This is a genomic window from Streptomyces sp. NPDC001502 (genome assembly GCF_042894785.1).
Taxonomy (GTDB): Bacteria; Actinomycetota; Actinomycetes; order Streptomycetales; family Streptomycetaceae; genus Streptomyces; species Streptomyces kutzneri.
In genome coordinates this window covers 319,520-335,332 of the sequence record NZ_JBIAVW010000004.1, presented here as the reverse complement: position 1 = coordinate 335,332, position 15,813 = coordinate 319,520, and the positions used below count along the sequence as shown (strand labels likewise).

Here is a 15,813-nt window from a genome sequence, read left to right as displayed (position 1 = left end):
AGTGAGCTTGCGACCAGGGGACGGATGGGACCGCGCTGTGCGGGGCTACGAAAGCCAGGAGAGCCATCAGGCCGAAGCCGACCATCTCTCGCGCTTCGAGGCCGAGATGGAGCGGCTGAAGAAGGAGCGCGGGAAGGCCGTCCAGCACGCCGAGGACCTGGGATACCAGGTCGAGGTGCTGCGCGCCAAGCTGCACGAGGTACGACGCGCTCTTGCGTCCCGCCCCGCCTACGACGGCGCGGACATGGGATACCAGGCGGAGCAGCTGCTCCGCAATGCCCAGATCCAGGCCGACCAGATGCGCTCGGACGCCGAGCGCGAGCTTCGTGACGCCCGGGCCCAGACCCAGCGCATCCTCCAGGAGCACGCCGAGCACCAGGCACGCCTGCAGGCCGAGCTGCACGCCGAGGCCGTCAACCGCCGCCAGCGCCTGGACCAGGAGCTGGGCGAGCGGCGCCAGACCGTCGAGGCCCACGTCAACGAGAACGTGGCCTGGGCCGAGCAGTTGCGCGCCCGTACGGAGGCCCAGGCGCGCCGCCTCATGGAGGAGTCCCGCGCCGAGGCCGAGCAGTCCCTGAACGCCGCCCGCGCCGAAGCCGCCCGCGTCGCCGAGGAGACCCGGCGCCGGATGGCCGCGGACGCGGAGACGGCCCGCGGGGAGGCCGAGGCCACCCTGCTGCGTGCCCGCAAGGAGGCCGAGCGGCTGCTGACCGCCGCCTCCTCGCAGGCCCAGGAGGCCAGCGAGCACGCGGAGCGGCTGCGCTCCACCACCACCGCCGAGGCCGAGCACACCCGCCAGCAGACCCTGGATCTGGGCCGGCTGGCCGAATCCCGCGTGCAGGAAGCCGATTCCGCGCTGCGCGAGGCCCGCGCCGAGGCGGAGAAGCTCCTCGCGGACGCGAAGGAGAGCGCCACCCGGCAGCTGACGTCGGCGGAGTCCGTCAACGAGCAGCGCACCCGCACCGCCAAGGAGCAGGTCGCCCGGCTGGTCGGCGAGGCCACCAAGGAGGCCGAGGTCCTCAAGGCGGAGGCCGAGCAGGCCCTGGCCGATGCCCGCGCGGACGCCGAGCGGCAGCGCACCGAGGCCGGCGAGCAGGCCCGTACGGCTGCCGCCGAGGACATGGCGGCGCAGCTGGCGAAGGCCGCCCGCACCGCCGAGGACGTACTGAACAAGGCCTCGGAGGACGCCCGGGCCACCACCCGGGCCGCGTCCGAGGAGGCCGAGCGGATCCGCCGCGAGGCCGAGACCGAGGCCGACCGGCTGCGCCTGCAGGCGGCGGCCACGGCCGACGAGCTCAAGGGCGCGGCGAAGGACGACACCGAGGAGTACCGGGCCCGCACGGTCGAGCTCCAGTCGGAGGCCCGGCGGCTGCGCGGCGAGGCCGAGCAGCTGCGCGCCGAGGCCGTCGCCGAGGGCGAGCGGATCCGCGGCGAGGCCCGCCGTGAAGCCGTCCAGCAGATCGAGGAGGCGGCCCGGACCGCCGAGGAGCTGCTCGGCAAGGCCAAGGCGGACGCGGACGAGCTGCGCGGCGGCGCGACCGCCGAGAGCGAGCGGGTGCGCGCCGAGGCCGTGGAGCGGGCCGGCACGCTGCGCAAGCAGGCCGAGGAGACCCTGGAGCGGACCCGCGCCGAGGCCGAGCGGCTGCGCGCCGAGGCCGAGGAGCAGGCCGAGGGCGTACGGGCCGAGGCGGACGCGGCGGCCGTCGCCCGGCGCCAGGAGACCGAGCAGGCGCTGGCCGCCAAGCGGGCGGAGGCCGACGAGGAGCTCGTACGGCTGCACACGGAGGCCGAGACCCGGCTGACGACGGCCGAGCAGACGCTGCGTGACGCCCGCGGTGCGGCGGAGAACATCCGCCGGGAGACCACGGAGGAGAACGACCGGCTGCGCGCCGAGTCGGCCGAGCGGATCCGCACCCTGCAGGCGCAGGCGGAGACCGAGGCCGACCAGCTGCGCACCGACGCGGCGCAGGACGCCGGCCGGGCGCGTGCCGAGGCGGAGCAGTCCGCCGTGCGGCTGCGCGGCGAGGCCGAGGCCGAGGCGGAGCGGGTGCGCTCCGAGGCCCAGGAGACCGCGGACCGGCTGCGTGCGGAGGCGAAGGCCGCCGCCGAGCGGGTCGCCGAGGAGGCCGCGGAGGCGCTGGCCGCCGCACAGGAGGAGGCCGCCCGGCGCCGCAGGGAGTCCGAGGAGACCCTGTCGTCGGCGCGGACCGACGCGGACAACGAGCGGGCCCAGGCCCGCGAGCAGAGCGAGGAACTGCTGGCGCAGGCCCGCAAGCGCTCCGAGGAGGCGCAGGCCGAGGCGGTCTGGCTGACGGAGGAGGCCGAGCGGCGCGCGTCGGAGGTCGTGTCGGCGGCGGAGGCCACCGCCCAGCAGGTACGGGACTCCGTGGCCGGGCTGCACGAGCAGGCCGAGGAGGAGATCGCCGGGCTGCGCAACGCCGCCGAGCACGCGGCGGAGCGTACGAAGACGGAGGCCGAGGAAGAGGCCGGCCGGGTCCGCGGCGACGCCTACGCGGAACGGGAGCGGGCCACCGAGGACGCCAACCGGGTCCGCAGCGAGGCGCGGGCCGAGACGGACGCGGCGAAGGCACTGGCGGAGCGTACGGTCGGCGAGGCCATCGCCGAGGCGGAGCAGCTGCGCAGCGACACCGCCGAGTACGCGCAGCGGGTGCGTACGGAGGCCACGGACGCGCTGGCCGCCTCCGAGCGGGACGCGGCCCGGACCCGGGCCGACGCCCGGGACGACGCGAACCGCATCCGCGGCGAGGCGGCGGAGTCCCTGGAGTCCGCCCGCGCCGAGGGTGCCCGGATCACGGCCGAGGCGACGGCGGAGGCCGAGCGGCTCACCGAGGAGACCCGCGCCGCGAACGCGGCCACCGTCGGCGACGCCGAGACGGAGGCCGCGCGGATCACCGCCGAGGCGGCCGAGGCCGCCGAGGCCACCCGCACCGAGGCCGCGAACAGCCTGGACGAGGCACGGGCCGAGGGCAACCGGCTGCGTACCGAGGCCGCGGAGCAGGTCGACCGGCTCATCTCCGAGGCCGCGGCGGAGGCCGAGCGGCTCACCGACGAGACCCGCGCCGCGAACGCGGCCACCGTCGGCGAGGCGACGGTGGAGGCCGAGCGGCTCACCACCGCGGCGACCCGGCTCAAGGCGCAGGCGGCCGAGACGCTGGCGAGCGCCGAGCGCGACGCCGCGCGGATCATGGTCGACTCGCGTGCCGAGGGCGACCGTCTGATCGACGAGACCCGTGTGGCCAACGAGGCCACCGTCGGCGAGGCCGCGGCGGAGGCCGAGCGGGTGCGTGCCGAGGCGGCCCGGGTACTGGACGAGGCCCGCGCGGAGGGCGGCCGGATCATCGGCGAGGCCACCGCGGAGGCGGAGCGGGTCACGGTCGCGGCGAACGAGACCCTGGCGGGCGCCGAGCGCGACGCCGAGCAGACGCTGGACGAGGCGCGCGCCGAGGCGAACCGGCTGCGCAGCGAGGCGGCCGAGCAGGCGGACCGGCTCATCACCGAGGCCGTCTCCGAGACGGAGAAGCTCACCGAGCAGACCCGCAAGGACAACGAGCGCACGGTCGGCGAGGCGGCCGGCGAGGCCGAGCGGCTGCGCGCGGACGCGTCGGAGGCGCTGTCCTCGGCGCAGGAGCACGCGACCCGCACCCGGTCGGAGGCCGAGCGGGTCAAGGCGCAGGCGGCGGCCGAGGCGGAGCGCACCCGCGGCGAGGCCCGTACCGAGTCCGAGCGACTGCTGGACGAGGCCCGCGAGGCGGCCAACAAGCGCCGCAGCGAGGCCGCGGAGCAGGTCGACCGGCTCATCACGGAGGCTTCGGCGGAAGCCGAGAAGCTCACGGCCGATGCGCAGAAGCAGGCCCTCGCCGCCACCACGGCGGCCGAGGAGCAGGCCGACGCGATGGTCGACGCGGCCCGCAAGGAGGCCGTGCGGATCACCTCCGAGGCGACCGTCGAGGGCAACTCCCTGGTGGAGAAGGCCCGTACGGACGCGGACGAGCTGCTGGTCGGCGCGCGCACGGATGCCGCTGCCATAAGGGAACGGGCGGAGGAGCTGCGCGGCCGCGTCGAGGGCGAGGTCGAGGAGCTGCACGAGCGGGCCCGCCGGGAGTCGGCCGAACAGATGAAGTCGGCCGGCGAGCGTGTGGACAAGCTGGTGCGCGCGGCGACGGAACAGAGCGTCGAGGCCGAGGCGAAGGCCAAGGAACTGGTGTCGGACGCGAGCAGCGAGGCGAGCAAGGTGCGCATCGCGGCGGTCCGCAAGGCGGAGGCGCTCCTCAAGGAGGCCGAGCAGAAGAAGGCGGAGCTGGCCCGGGAGGCCGAGAGCGCGCTCGCGCAGGCCAAGGCGGAGGCGGAGCAGCTCGTCGAGGAGGGCCGCCGCGAGCTGGAGGTCCTGGTGCGCCGTCGCGAGGACATTCAGGCGGAGATCTCCCGTGTCCAGGACGTTCTTGAGGCGTTGGAATCATTCGAGGCGCCTTCGGGCGGCGGAAAGCCGGCGGTCGGCGGCCAGGGTGTGGGGGGCGTGAAGGCCGGGGTGACTGCGGGATCCACTCGTTCGGGTGGCAAGGCGTCGGAGGGGTAGCCAAATGCTCCGGGGTGTGTGCACCTGATGAAGGTTCAGGCGAACGGGTGACAAGCATTCTGCCGCCTTGCCACTCAAAAGGGGTGTCATTGTCCAGATCAAACGCGGATTGACTCGATGACACGCCGTCTGGGCGCCTAGGATTCCCCTAACACCTCACGTAGCACCTCATCGGTCTCATTCGACAGGAACCCCATGAGCGACACTTCCTCCCCCTTCGGCTTCGAGCTCGTGCGGCGTGGTTACGACCGTGGTCAGGTGGACGACCGCATTACCAAGCTGGTCTCCGACCGCGACAGCGCCCTTGGACGTATCAACTCTCTGGAAAAGCGGATCGAGGAGTTGCACCTCGAGACGCAGAACGCCCAGGCCCAGGTGAGCGACGCCGAGCCGTCGTACGCCGGTCTCGGCGCCCGGGTCGAGAAGATCCTGCGGCTGGCCGAGGAGGAGGCGAAGGACCTGCGCGAGGAGGCCCGTCGCGCGGCGGAGCAGCACCGCGAGCTCGCCGAGTCGGCCGCCCAGCAGGTGCGCAACGATGCCGAGTCGTTCGCCGCCGACCGCAAGTCGAAGGCGGAGGACGAGGGCGTCCGCATCGTCGAGAAGGCCAAGGGCGACGCGTCGACCCTGCGCGCCGAGGCCCAGAAGGACGCGGCCTCCAAGCGCGAGGAGGCCGACGCCCTCTTCGAGGAGACCCGCGCCAAGGCCGCCCAGGCCGCCGCGGACTTCGAGACCAACCTGGCCAAGCGCCGTGAGCAGTCCGAGCGCGACCTGGCCTCCCGCCAGGCCAAGGCCGAGAAGCGTCTCGCGGAGATCGAGCACCGCGCCGAGCAGCTGCGCCTGGAGGCCGAGAAGCTGCGTACGGACGCCGAACGCCGGGCCCGCCAGACCGTGGAGACCGCGCAGCGCCAGGCCGAGGACATCGTGGCCGACGCCAACGCCAAGGCGGACCGCATCCGCAGCGAGTCCGAGCGCGAGCTGGCGGCGCTCACCAACCGCCGCGACTCGATCAACGCGCAGCTGACCAACGTCCGCGAGATGCTGGCGACGCTCACCGGTGCGGCCGTCGCGGCGGCCAACCCGATCGTGGACGACGAGCCCGTCACCCGCGGCGTGCCGGCGCAGCAGAGCCGCTGATTACCGGCGGGTAGCACGCCGCACCCGTCGTGTGCCCGATCGAGGGCCCTATGTCACCCTTTTGAGGTGGCGTAGGGCCCTCGGGCGTTCTAGCGTGGCCGCATGATCGAGCTTGAGGGCCTTACCAAACGATTCGGTACGACGACTGCCGTGGACCACCTCAGCTTCCAGATCCGACCGGGGGTGGTGACCGGCTTCCTGGGCCCCAACGGCGCGGGCAAGTCCACGACCATGCGCATGATGCTCGACCTCGACAACCCGACCAGCGGCACGGTCCGGGTCTACGGAAAGCATTACCGCGACCTGGCGGAGCCGCTGAAGCACGTGGGGGCGCTGCTGGACGCGAAGGCCATGCACGGTGGCCGAAGCGCATACAACAACCTTCTCTGTCTGGCCGAGTCGAACCGCATCCCGCGGCAGCGGGTCGACGAGGTACTGGACCTGGTCGGCCTGACGGCCGTGGCGAAGAAGAAGTCCAAAGGATTTTCGCTCGGAATGAGCCAACGGCTGGGAATCGCCTCTGCATTGCTGGGCGACCCGGAAATCCTGATGTTCGACGAGCCGGTCAACGGCCTGGATCCCGAGGGAATTCTCTGGATCCGCAATCTGATGAAGGGCCTGGCGGCGGAGGGGAGGACGATCTTCGTCTCCTCCCATCTGATGAGCGAAATGGCGCTGACCGCAGACCATTTGGTGGTGATCGGACTGGGAAAGCTGCTGGCAGACCTGCCGATGGCCGATTTCATCCAGCAGAACTCGCGCAGCTATGTCCGGCTGCGCACGCCGCAGCAGGAGCGGCTGAAGGACGTCCTGCACGAGGCCGGGATCAACGCCGTCACCGTTCCCGCCACCGGCACCCTGGAGATCGACGGCGTGAGTGCGGAGCAGCTCGGCGAGCTGGCCGCCCAGCACCAGATCGTGCTGCACGAACTCAGCCCGCAACGGGCTTCACTGGAGGAAGCGTTCATGCGCATGACGGCGGACTCCGTCGAGTACCACGCCCACGCACCGGGCATGGCTGCCGACAACCCGGCCCGGCCGGCCGACGTCCCCGCCTGGGGCGCCGGGTACACCTCGACGCGCAAGGGCGGTGAGTGAGCATGGCCTTCACCGCCGTCCTCCAGTCCGAGTGGACCAAGATCCGCACGGTCGCCTCCACCAGCTGGACCCTCGCGCTGGCCCTGATCGTCACCGCCGGCTTCGGCGCCCTGATCTCCACCGCGGTCGCGGCGGGCTTCAACGACATGAGCGCGATCGAACAGGCCACCTTCGACCCCACCCTGGTGAGCTTCGCCGGCATGCAGTTCGGTCAGCTGGCGATGATCGTCTTCGGTGTGCTGGTGGTCAGCACCGAATACAGCACGGGCATGATCCGCACCTCGCTGGCCGCCGTACCCGCCCGCGGGAACTTCCTGTTCGGCAAGCTGACCGTGGCCACGGCCCTGGCCCTGCTGGTCGGACTGCTGACCAGCTTCGTGTCGTTCTTCCTCAGCCAGGCGATCCTGGGCGGCCACGGCACCGGTCTCGACGCGGAGAACGTCCTGCGTGCGGTGATCGGTGCCAGCGTGTACATGGCGCTCATCGCCCTGTTCTCCATGGGTGTCGCCAGCATGCTGCGCAGCTCGGTCGCCTCGATCAGCATCCTGATCCCGTTCTTCCTGATCGTCACGAACCTCCTCAACGCCTTCGAGGCGACCCGTGAGTACGGTCAGTACCTGCCCACTGCGGCCGGGTCGAAGATCATGCAGGTCGTACCGAACGCCATGGGTACCGACGAGGGCCCCTACGGTCCGTGGGGCGGCCTCGGGATCATGCTCCTGTGGGTGGCCGCCGCGGTACTCGGGGGCTACCTCGTCCTCAAGAAGAGGGACGCCTGACAGCCGGCCCCCTGCTGAAGTAGTACGGGTGATGCCCGGGTCGGTCTCAGGGGCAGCTCAGGGATCCGGCCCGGGACGGAACCGCAGGAACCTCGTTATCCTCTTAACCCTTACGCGGGCGAAAGTCGTCCCGGCCTGGTAAGGGGCAGCAAGATGATCGAGGCAGTCGGCCTGACCAAGCGCTTCGGCGCGAAGACCGCCGTCGACCAGCTGTCCTTCCAGGTCAAGCCGGGGCACGTCACCGGATTCCTGGGGCCGAACGGCTCCGGCAAGTCCACCACCATGCGCATGATCGTGGGCCTGGACCGGCCCACATCCGGCCACGTCACGATCAACGGCCGGCCCTTCCGGGAGCTGCCGAACGCCCAGCGGCACGTCGGGGCCCTGCTCGACGCCAAGGCCGTGCACGGCGGCCGCCGGGCCCGCGCCCACCTGCTCTCCATCGCCCAGCTCTCCGGGATCCCGGAGAAGCGGGTGGACGAGGTGCTGGCCGTGGTCGGCCTCCAGGACGCCGCCCGGCAGCGTACGAAGGGCTTCTCGCTCGGCATGGGCCAGCGGCTCGGCATCGCCACGGCCCTGCTCGGCGACCCGCAGGTGCTCCTGTTCGACGAGCCGGTCAACGGCCTCGATCCCGAGGGCATCCTCTGGGTCCGCAACCTCATGCGCCGCCTCGCCTCCGAGGGCCGCACCGTGCTGGTCTCCTCGCACCTGATGAGCGAGATGGCGCTGACCGCCGACCACCTGATCGTGATCGGGCGGGGGCGGCTGCTGGCCGACATGGGCACCCAGGAGTTCATCGCGCACAACTCGGCCGGATTCGCTCGGGTGCGCGCGGCCGACACTGATCGTCATGGCCGGGAGACGCTGGGGACGACCCTCACCAAGGCGGGTGGGCGGGTCCTCCAGGAGTCCGACGGAGCACTCCGCGTGACCGGGCTGGAGCTGCCGCAGATCTCGGACCTGGCGCACGCGGCCGGTGTCCGGCTGTGGGAGCTGTCACCGCACCGGGCCTCGCTGGAGGAGGCGTACATGCGGATGACCCAGTCCGCGGTCGAGTACACCTCCACCGAGGACCCGCGGGCCGAGCTGTGGGAGCCGGAGCCGCTCTCCCTCCCGGCCTGGGAGGACGAGGCGGAGGCCGCCCCCGAGGCCCCGCAGAACGGTTTCTTCGCTCCGCCGCCGCCCGGGGCGGGCGGGCAGCCCTTCCTGATGCCCGGCAAGCCGGGCGAGCTCGCGAGCACCACCAGGAACACCACCCCGCACACCTCCGAGGACACCCGATGACCCCGACGACCACGACGGCGGAGCAGCCCGGGAGCTACAGCTCCCCCCTGGCCACGCCGCGGCCGCACCTGGGGCACGCCCTGGCCTCGGAGTGGACCAAACTGGTCTCGCTCCGCTCCACCCTGTGGACGCTGGGCTCGCTCGTGCTGATCGTGGTCGGCGTCGGCCTGCTCGTCGTCGCGCAGACCGGGGACGAGGACTTCGCGCAGATCAACTTCACCACGCCCGCCCTGATCGGCCTGCTGGTCGGCCAGCTCGCGGTGATCGTCCTCGGCGTGCTGACCATCAGCTCGGAGCACGGCACCGGGCTGGTGCGGACCACCTTCACGGCCGCCCCGGACCGGCACCGGGTGCTCACCGCGAAGTACCTCGTCTTCAGCATGACGGCCTTCGTCACCACCACGCTGTCGGTGTTCGTGGTCGGGGTCTCCGCAGCGGTCGTACGCGGCGGCACCGCGTCGGGCCCGCACGCGGCCGGCGAGTGGTTCGGGGCACTGCTCGGCTGCGGCTACGTCACCCTGCTCGGCGTGCTCGCGCTCGCGATCGGCGCGCTGGTGCGGCACTCGGCCGGGGCGATCGCCGTGATGCTGGGCCTGGTCACGCTGCCGCCGGTGATCGGGGGCATGCTCAGCATGTGGGAGGCCGTCGAGCCCGTCGGGCGGCTCATCCTGCGGAACAACGTACCGGTGGCGATGATGCAGCTGTTCGGCCTGCCGGAGGGCGGCGACCTCGGCCCGTCGCCGAGCAACTTCGCGCACCTGGCGCTGATCGTGCTGATCACCGGCGCCGCGGTGGCCGGCTCGTACGTGGTCGTCGGCCGCCGGGACGTCTAGTACTAGTACCTGGGAGCGTTGCGGGACCGCTGCACCTTCGAGGTGCGGCGGTCCTTCGCGTTCCAGCAGGCCTTGTGCCAGTGCCGGCGGTCGTCCACGCCGCCGTATTCGGGCCAGGCCACCAGGTGCGGGGTGCCGGAGGGGATCTCCTGGTCGCAGCCGGGGCAGCGGTAGCGCTTCCCCGCCGCGCTCGCGCCGGCCACGTGCCGGACCTTCCAGTCCTCGCCCTGGTACTCCTCCGTGCGCTCCAGCCCGTAGCGGTCGAGGCCGGTGCTGGGGCGTTCGTCCGGGGTCTCGCCGCCCCTGGGGCGGTTGTTGCGCGGTGACACGTATACCTCACGGATGGGCGGACGGCAGTGACTTTCTCCCAGACTACGCGCAGCGAGGCCGGGTACCCGCAGGGTTGCTGAGGAAGGCGGCCGCGCGAAGAGAAATGGCCCGACAATCCCAATAACTTTCGTGTCAGCCCGTGCCTTTGGCACGTGTCAGACGTTGTTGCCATAGGAAGAACCGGTCCACCTGGGGGAGGCCGCGTCAGCCGCGAGGAGGCTAAAGGCGATGCGCGTAGGAGCGTTTGTACTGGCGGCCCAGTTCCCGGGCCAGGGACAGGGAGAGGCACTGCACCGGGCGGTGCGGACCGCCGAGGTGGCCGAGGAGGCCGGGCTCGACTCGGTCTGGCTCGCCGAGCACCACTTCGTCCCGTACGGGGTCTGCCCGTCGGCGGTGACCCTGGCGGCCCTGCTGCTGGGGCGGACCCGCCGGCTGCGGGTGGGCACGGCGGTGAGCGTGCTGCCGAGCACGCACCCGGTGGCGCTCGGGGAGCAGGCGGCCCTGCTGCACGTGACCTCGGGCGGCCGGTTCACCCTCGGGGTGGGCCGCGGCGGGCCATGGGTCGACCTTGAGGTGTTCGGGGGCGGCCTGGACAGTTACGAGAACGGCTTCCCGGAGGCCCTGGACCTGCTGCGGCGCTGGCTGACCCGGGCACGGGTGGGCGCCGCCGGCGAGCGGTACGCATTCCGCGAGGTGGACGTCGTACCGCGGCCCTCGGAGGCCCTGGACGGGGACGCGGCGGGGCCCGGGGTCATCGTGGCCTGCACCTCGCCTGCGTCGGTACGGATGGCCGCGGAGCGCGGGCTGCCGATGCTCCTCGGGATGCACTGCGGGGACGACACCAAAGCCGAGATGGTCGCGCTGTGGCGCAGCACGGCGCTGGCGGCGGGCCACTCGCGCGAGCACGTGGCCGGCGCGGGACACGTCTCCGCCGGGGTGTGCCAGATCGCGGACCGTACGGCGGACGCACGCGAGACCCTGCTGAAGGCGATGCCGGGCTGGCTCAAGCAGGGCCTCGACGCGCATGTGACGGTGGACGGCCGGGTGCGTGCGATGCGGGATCCGGTCGCCTACACGGAACTGTTGTGCGACCTGCACCCCGTGGGTACCCCGGAAGTGGCGGCGGACCGGCTGGCGGCCACGTCGGCACGGACGGGCATCACGCGCTTCGCCCTCCTGGCGGAGGGCTCGGGCGATCTCGCCGCGACGGAGGAGAACGTACGCCGGCTCGGCGCCGAAGTCCTTCCCCGCCTCGGCTGAGACGGCCCGCCGGCCCCACCTGGGCCGTTTCTTTCGGATCACGCCCGGGCGGCATGATCCGAAAGAGGCGGCCAGGACACGGCCGTCAGGGCCTAGCAGTCGCGCAGCTCCGGCGACTGGTTGAGCAGCTGACCGCGGATCGAAGTGAACTTGGCCAGCCGGTCGTCCACCGAGGAATCCAGCGGGAACACCGCCACCCGGTGACAGTTCTGGAATGCCAGGCGCACTCCGAAGTGCCGCTGCAGCGCACCGCGTATCGCGTCACTCGCGAGGGCGCGCAGCAGCTGCCCCCGCGCCTGCTCGTCCGGCGGCGGCGTCTGGTTGTCGGCGAACTCTCCGCCGTCCACCTTCAGCTGAGCCACCAGCGAGCTGATCATCTCCCAGGCGAAGGGCAGGGAGGTCCGGACGCAGTCGACGAAAGCGGCTTCGTCGACCTCGCCTCGCTCGGCCTGTTCGAGTAGGGCCGGTGAGACGTCGAGCGACATGGGTTCTCCTCTCGCGACCCCGGCTGTTTGGGTTGCCGGAGTCTTACGGGCAGGGAAGGAGGTCGCGACGCAGAGTGCACGCTCGACAACCTCCCGCTCACCACGGTAGGCGTCCCATCGGTGACGCACCAGGAGAATGCGCATACAACGCGCCATCGGCGAACGGGGCTTTCAGGGGCGAATCGCGTGAAGGCCTTCTCGTCGAGTAGCGTTGCCGACCATGCGTCTCGTCATTGCCCGCTGCTCCGTCGACTACGCGGGCCGGCTCACCGCCCATCTGCCCTCGGCACCCCGTCTGATCCTCGTGAAGGCCGACGGCAGTGTCTCGATCCACGCGGACGACCGAGCGTACAAACCGCTCAACTGGATGTCGCCGCCGTGCACCCTCAAGGAGGGGAGCGGCGATGAGGCCAACATCTGGACGGTCATCAACAAGGCGGGCGAGAAGCTCATCATCACCATGGAGGAAGTCCTCCACGACTCCTCCCACGAGCTGGGCACCGACCCGGGGCTGATCAAGGACGGCGTCGAGGCACACCTCCAGGAACTCCTCGCGGACCGCATCGAAACGCTGGGCGAGGGCTACACGCTGATCCGGCGCGAATACATGACGGCGATCGGCCCGGTGGACATCCTGTGCCGGGACGCCTCGGGCGCGACGGTGGCCGTGGAGATCAAGCGCCGCGGCGAGATCGACGGTGTCGAGCAGCTGACCCGCTACCTCGAACTCCTCAACCGCGACCCGCACCTGGCGCCGGTCCGGGGCATCTTCGCGGCCCAGGAGATCAAGCCGCAGGCGAAGGTCCTGGCGACGGACCGCGGCATGGACTGCGTGGTCCTGGACTACAACGCGCTGCGCGGCATCGAGGACGACAAGCTCCGCCTGTTCTGATCCTCCGCTCCTGTTTCTTACGACGGCTCCGTCCCGAGGGACGGAGCCGTCGTCGTTCACCGGTCCGTGGCCGGTGAGACCGCCGTGCCCGTACCCGTCTGGGTGGTGGCCGTCGGCGAGGGCGCGGCGGTCTCCGTCGGGGTGGGCGAGGGCTCCGCGCTCGTCGTCGGCGGCGGCGAAACGGACGTCGCCGGCGGGGACTTCGGCGGCGTCGGGGACGGGCGGCGCGACGGGGTACGGGCAGGACTGCGGCCCGGGGTCGGGGCGACGCTCTGCCCGGGCTCCGGGGTTTCCGCGGGCGGGGCCGACACGGGCGGCTCCGGTGCAGGATCGTTCCCGCTGTTGACGGCGGTCGTGGCGGACTCCGTGACCGCGGGGGTGGCGGACACCGCCGGTTCCTGCGCCGGCGGCGCGGTGTCCGAGGAACTCAGCGCCAGGCTCACGACGGTGCCCAGCGCCACCACCGTCAGCGCGCCCGCGCCGGCCAGCAGCACGAGCCGGCGACGGCCGCGGGCCGCCGGGGCCGGGGCGGTGGCGGGCCGGGGCGCGGCGGGCGGCGCGGGCTTCGGATTCAGCGGGAAGGCGTCCTCGAAGACCTCGGACAGCTTCGTGGGCGTCTCGGAGCGGGCGGTCACCGGCACGACGGGGGTCATCCGGGTCACCGCCTCGGCGGAGACCGGGACCACGGGGGCGACGCGGGCCCCGGGGGCCACGGGGGCCACCTTGGCCGTGGGTGTCTCGGAGGCCGCCGCAGCCGCCGCCTTGGGGCCGGGGGCGGCCTTGGGGGCGGGAGCGGCCTTGGGGCCGGCCGCCGCCTTGGGGGCGGGAGCGGCCGGGGTGGCCACCGTGACGGCCTCCGGAGCCGCCGCCGGAGCGGCGGGCGCCTCCAGTCGCAGCGGGGGCGACACCGCCGCCCCGGCCGTCTCCCGGTCGACGACGAGCGCCAGCGCCCGCCGCCCCGCGACCGTGCCCCGCTTGTCCGCCAGGGCGCCCCGCAGCCCGATCGAGGTCTCCAGCTCGGCCCGCGCCCGGTCCAGCCGCTCCTCGCACAGGGCCAGCACACCGAGTTCGTGGTGGAAGTAGGCCTGCTCGGCGACCTCGCCGGCCTTGCGCGCGGCCTCCGCTCCCGAGCGCAGCACGCGCTCCCAGGCCTCCCAGTGCAGCGAGGCCGCGAACGCCGGAGCCGCCGTGCGCGCCAGCAGCACCGCCGCGACCACGTCCGCACCGGCCAGCGCCGCCAGCACCGCGTCCGCCTCCGCCGCGACGCGCGCCGGGACCACCGAGGCGTGCCCGGTCCACCAGGCGTAGTGCCGGGCGGCCGTACGGGCCTCCTCCGACGCGGTGTCCCCGTAGCCGACCTCCTCCAGCTGCCGTGCGACGCCCGACGCCAGCCGGTACCGCGTCCCGACGGGCGTCAGCAGCCCGCAGGCCAGCAGCTCCGCCACCGCCGTGTCGGCGTGGGTGTCCCCCACCAGCGCGGGCAGGTGCGCGTGGTGCGGCAGCTCGCCGCCCAGCGCGCACGCGATCCGCAGGGCCGCGCGCGCCGACTCGCTGACCCGCGAGGCCAGCAGCTCCGCCGGGGCTGCGCCCTCGGCGAGGGTCGGCAGCGGTACGTGCACGGCGTCGCGCGGGCGCTCCTCGAAGACGCCGGGCTCCTCCTCCTCGTCGTCCTCGTCGCTGTGGTTGAGCTCGTCCCGCTGCCGCAGCAGCGCGGCGGCCTGTACGAAGCGCAGGGGCAGCCCCTCGGAGGCGAAGCGCAGGTCCCCCGCCCAGGCGGTCTCCTCGTCCGTCAGCGGCCGTCCGACGCCCGCCTCCAGCAGTTCCAGGCAGTCGGCCTTGCCCAGTCCGGCGAGGAAGACCTCCTCGATGTGCGAGTCGTCGGAGGGGGCCCGGGTGTCCGGGGTCGCGGCCAGCAGGTAGGCGCATTCGGGGGTGGCCCGCATCAGCTCGTCGAGGGCGGGCCCGCCCATCTCCAGGTCGTCCAGGAGGACGACGGCGCCTATCTCCCGTACGCGGGCCAGGAGCTCGGCCCTTCCGGGGCGCTGCCGCTCGGCCTCGTACACGGTCGCGTAGAGGGCGTGGAGCAGTTCCCCGGGCTGCTGGTGCCCGTATCCGCTGAGCCGTACGACGCCGTCGGGCGCGAGGCCCTCGCACCGGTCGGCGACCGCGTCGAGCAGGGCGCTGCGGCCGGATCCCGAGGGACCGGTCAGCCGTACGGAGCGGCCCCGGCCCAGCAGGCGCACCAGCCGCTCCCGCTCCTCCTCGCGCGCCGGCAGGGGGCGGGCGGGGGCGGCGGGGCCCGGCAGTACGGGCGGCCGTGCGGCGGCGGCGCGGGCCGCACGGGCGGCCGCGTCGCGCTTGGCGGGCCGGGCCGGCTCGGTGCCGGGGCGCAGCGGTTCTATCTCGCTGCCGTCGACCGGGTTGACGGTGAGGGCGAACTCACCCGCGGTCAGGCTGACGACCCGGGCGGGCCCGGCCGCCGCGGGTGTGGCGGCCGCGGTGGGCGCCGCGGGCGCGGAGCCGCCCGTGGGCTGCTCGTGCTGCTCGGTCTGCCCCTGTGTACGGTCCATGACCCAGTCCCCCGATCGCGGGCCGCGCGCCTCGCCGTCGTACCGCCCGGCCTTCGCGCACCCGCTGTCGCCACCGGTCCGGTTTCCGCCCGAACCCTAGACCGTGGCCGGTCGTGCGGGAAACCGCAGGGGGGCGATCACCACCGGACCGTTACGTTTGCGCAGGGAATACGGAGGTCAGCGGCCTGCCGGTCAGACGCGGGGCAGGGACTCGGCTTCCAGGCCGCCTTCGATCGCGAGGATCCGGTGCAGCCGGGTCGCGACGAGCAGCCGCTGCATCTGCGGCGGCACGCCGCGCAGGACCAGGCGCCGGCCGGTCCGGCCGGCCCGGCGGTGCGCTCCCATGATCACGCCGAGGCCGGTCGCGTCCCAGGAGTCGAGCCCCGTGAGATCGAGGACGAGATCGCCCTGTCCGTCGTCGAGGGCGGAGTGGAGGGCCGTACGGGCGTCCGCCGCGCTGCGCACGTCGAGGCGGCCCCCGACAGCGAGTTCGGCGTGGTCGCCCCTGATGTGCATGTGTACTCCCGGCGGTACTGCGTACGTATGGTCCGACT

Annotated in this window: 12 protein-coding genes; 8 read left to right on the top strand and 4 right to left on the bottom strand. The window is 73.0% G+C overall.

Annotated elements, in window-relative coordinates:
* The first annotated feature begins 37 nt into the window (after nucleotides 1-37).
* The 6 genes from scy to ACFY0D_RS08760 all read left to right on the top strand — a co-directional run bounded on the left by scy (nucleotide 38) and on the right by ACFY0D_RS08760 (nucleotide 9,722).
* Nucleotides 38-4,594, top strand: a complete 4,557-nt coding sequence (scy, locus tag ACFY0D_RS08785) for a polarized growth protein Scy (RefSeq protein ID WP_390797634.1) — start codon at nucleotides 38-40, stop codon at nucleotides 4,592-4,594.
* 195 nt (nucleotides 4,595-4,789) lie between these two features.
* Nucleotides 4,790-5,728: a cellulose-binding protein gene (locus tag ACFY0D_RS08780; RefSeq protein WP_030153801.1), complete on the top strand. Its 939-nt coding sequence runs from the start codon at nucleotides 4,790-4,792 to the stop codon at nucleotides 5,726-5,728.
* Nucleotides 5,729-5,830: 102 nt separating this feature from the next.
* Nucleotides 5,831-6,826 (top strand): ABC transporter ATP-binding protein, encoded by a 996-nt coding sequence (locus ACFY0D_RS08775; protein WP_390797633.1) that lies wholly within the window; start codon nucleotides 5,831-5,833, stop codon nucleotides 6,824-6,826.
* 2 nt (nucleotides 6,827-6,828) lie between these two features.
* A complete protein-coding gene (locus ACFY0D_RS08770) occupies nucleotides 6,829-7,605 on the top strand; it encodes an ABC transporter permease subunit (protein ID WP_390797632.1) in 777 nt (258 codons plus the stop codon).
* A gap of 153 nt (nucleotides 7,606-7,758) precedes the next feature.
* Nucleotides 7,759-8,889 carry an ABC transporter ATP-binding protein gene (locus tag ACFY0D_RS08765; protein WP_390797631.1) on the top strand — a complete coding sequence of 377 codons (1,131 nt, stop codon included), beginning with the start codon at nucleotides 7,759-7,761 and terminating at the stop codon, nucleotides 8,887-8,889.
* On the top strand, nucleotides 8,886-9,722 hold the full coding sequence (locus tag ACFY0D_RS08760; RefSeq protein WP_390797630.1) for an ABC transporter permease: 837 nt from the start codon (nucleotides 8,886-8,888) through the stop codon (nucleotides 9,720-9,722). Before ACFY0D_RS08765 ends, ACFY0D_RS08760 begins: the two co-directional genes overlap by 4 nt.
* A 2-nt stretch (nucleotides 9,723-9,724) precedes the next feature.
* On the opposite strand, the gene ACFY0D_RS08755 is transcribed toward ACFY0D_RS08760, so the two are convergent.
* The gene (locus tag ACFY0D_RS08755) at nucleotides 9,725-10,051 is read right to left on the bottom strand and encodes a hypothetical protein (RefSeq protein ID WP_030009607.1); all 327 of its coding nucleotides are present in this window, start codon (nucleotides 10,049-10,051) and stop codon (nucleotides 9,725-9,727) included.
* A 229-nt stretch (nucleotides 10,052-10,280) separates the two neighbouring features.
* On the opposite strand from ACFY0D_RS08755, the gene ACFY0D_RS08750 reads away from it, so the two are divergent.
* The gene (locus tag ACFY0D_RS08750; RefSeq protein ID WP_390797629.1) at nucleotides 10,281-11,312 is read left to right on the top strand and encodes an LLM class flavin-dependent oxidoreductase; all 1,032 of its coding nucleotides are present in this window, start codon (nucleotides 10,281-10,283) and stop codon (nucleotides 11,310-11,312) included.
* Nucleotides 11,313-11,404: 92 nt separating this feature from the next.
* Here the strand turns inward: ACFY0D_RS08750 and ACFY0D_RS08745 are convergent, their stop codons facing one another.
* Nucleotides 11,405-11,797 carry an SCO5389 family protein gene (locus ACFY0D_RS08745; RefSeq protein WP_150259400.1) on the bottom strand — a complete coding sequence of 131 codons (393 nt, stop codon included), beginning with the start codon at nucleotides 11,795-11,797 and terminating at the stop codon, nucleotides 11,405-11,407.
* A gap of 220 nt (nucleotides 11,798-12,017) precedes the next feature.
* Here ACFY0D_RS08745 and nucS point away from each other — a divergent pair, with 220 nt between their 5' ends.
* Nucleotides 12,018-12,689 (top strand): endonuclease NucS, encoded by a 672-nt coding sequence (gene nucS, locus ACFY0D_RS08740; protein ID WP_189743080.1) that lies wholly within the window; start codon nucleotides 12,018-12,020, stop codon nucleotides 12,687-12,689.
* A gap of 56 nt (nucleotides 12,690-12,745) precedes the next feature.
* Here nucS and ACFY0D_RS08735 read toward each other — a convergent pair whose 3' ends face one another.
* Both ACFY0D_RS08735 and ACFY0D_RS08730 read right to left on the bottom strand, forming a co-directional pair.
* Nucleotides 12,746-15,259, bottom strand: coding sequence for an ATP-binding protein (locus tag ACFY0D_RS08735; RefSeq protein WP_390797628.1), 2,514 nt, complete (start codon nucleotides 15,257-15,259; stop codon nucleotides 12,746-12,748).
* 192 nt (nucleotides 15,260-15,451) lie between these two features.
* A complete protein-coding gene (locus ACFY0D_RS08730; RefSeq protein WP_030764081.1) occupies nucleotides 15,452-15,775 on the bottom strand; it encodes an STAS domain-containing protein in 324 nt (107 codons plus the stop codon).
* Nucleotides 15,776-15,813: the final 38 nt, after the last annotated feature.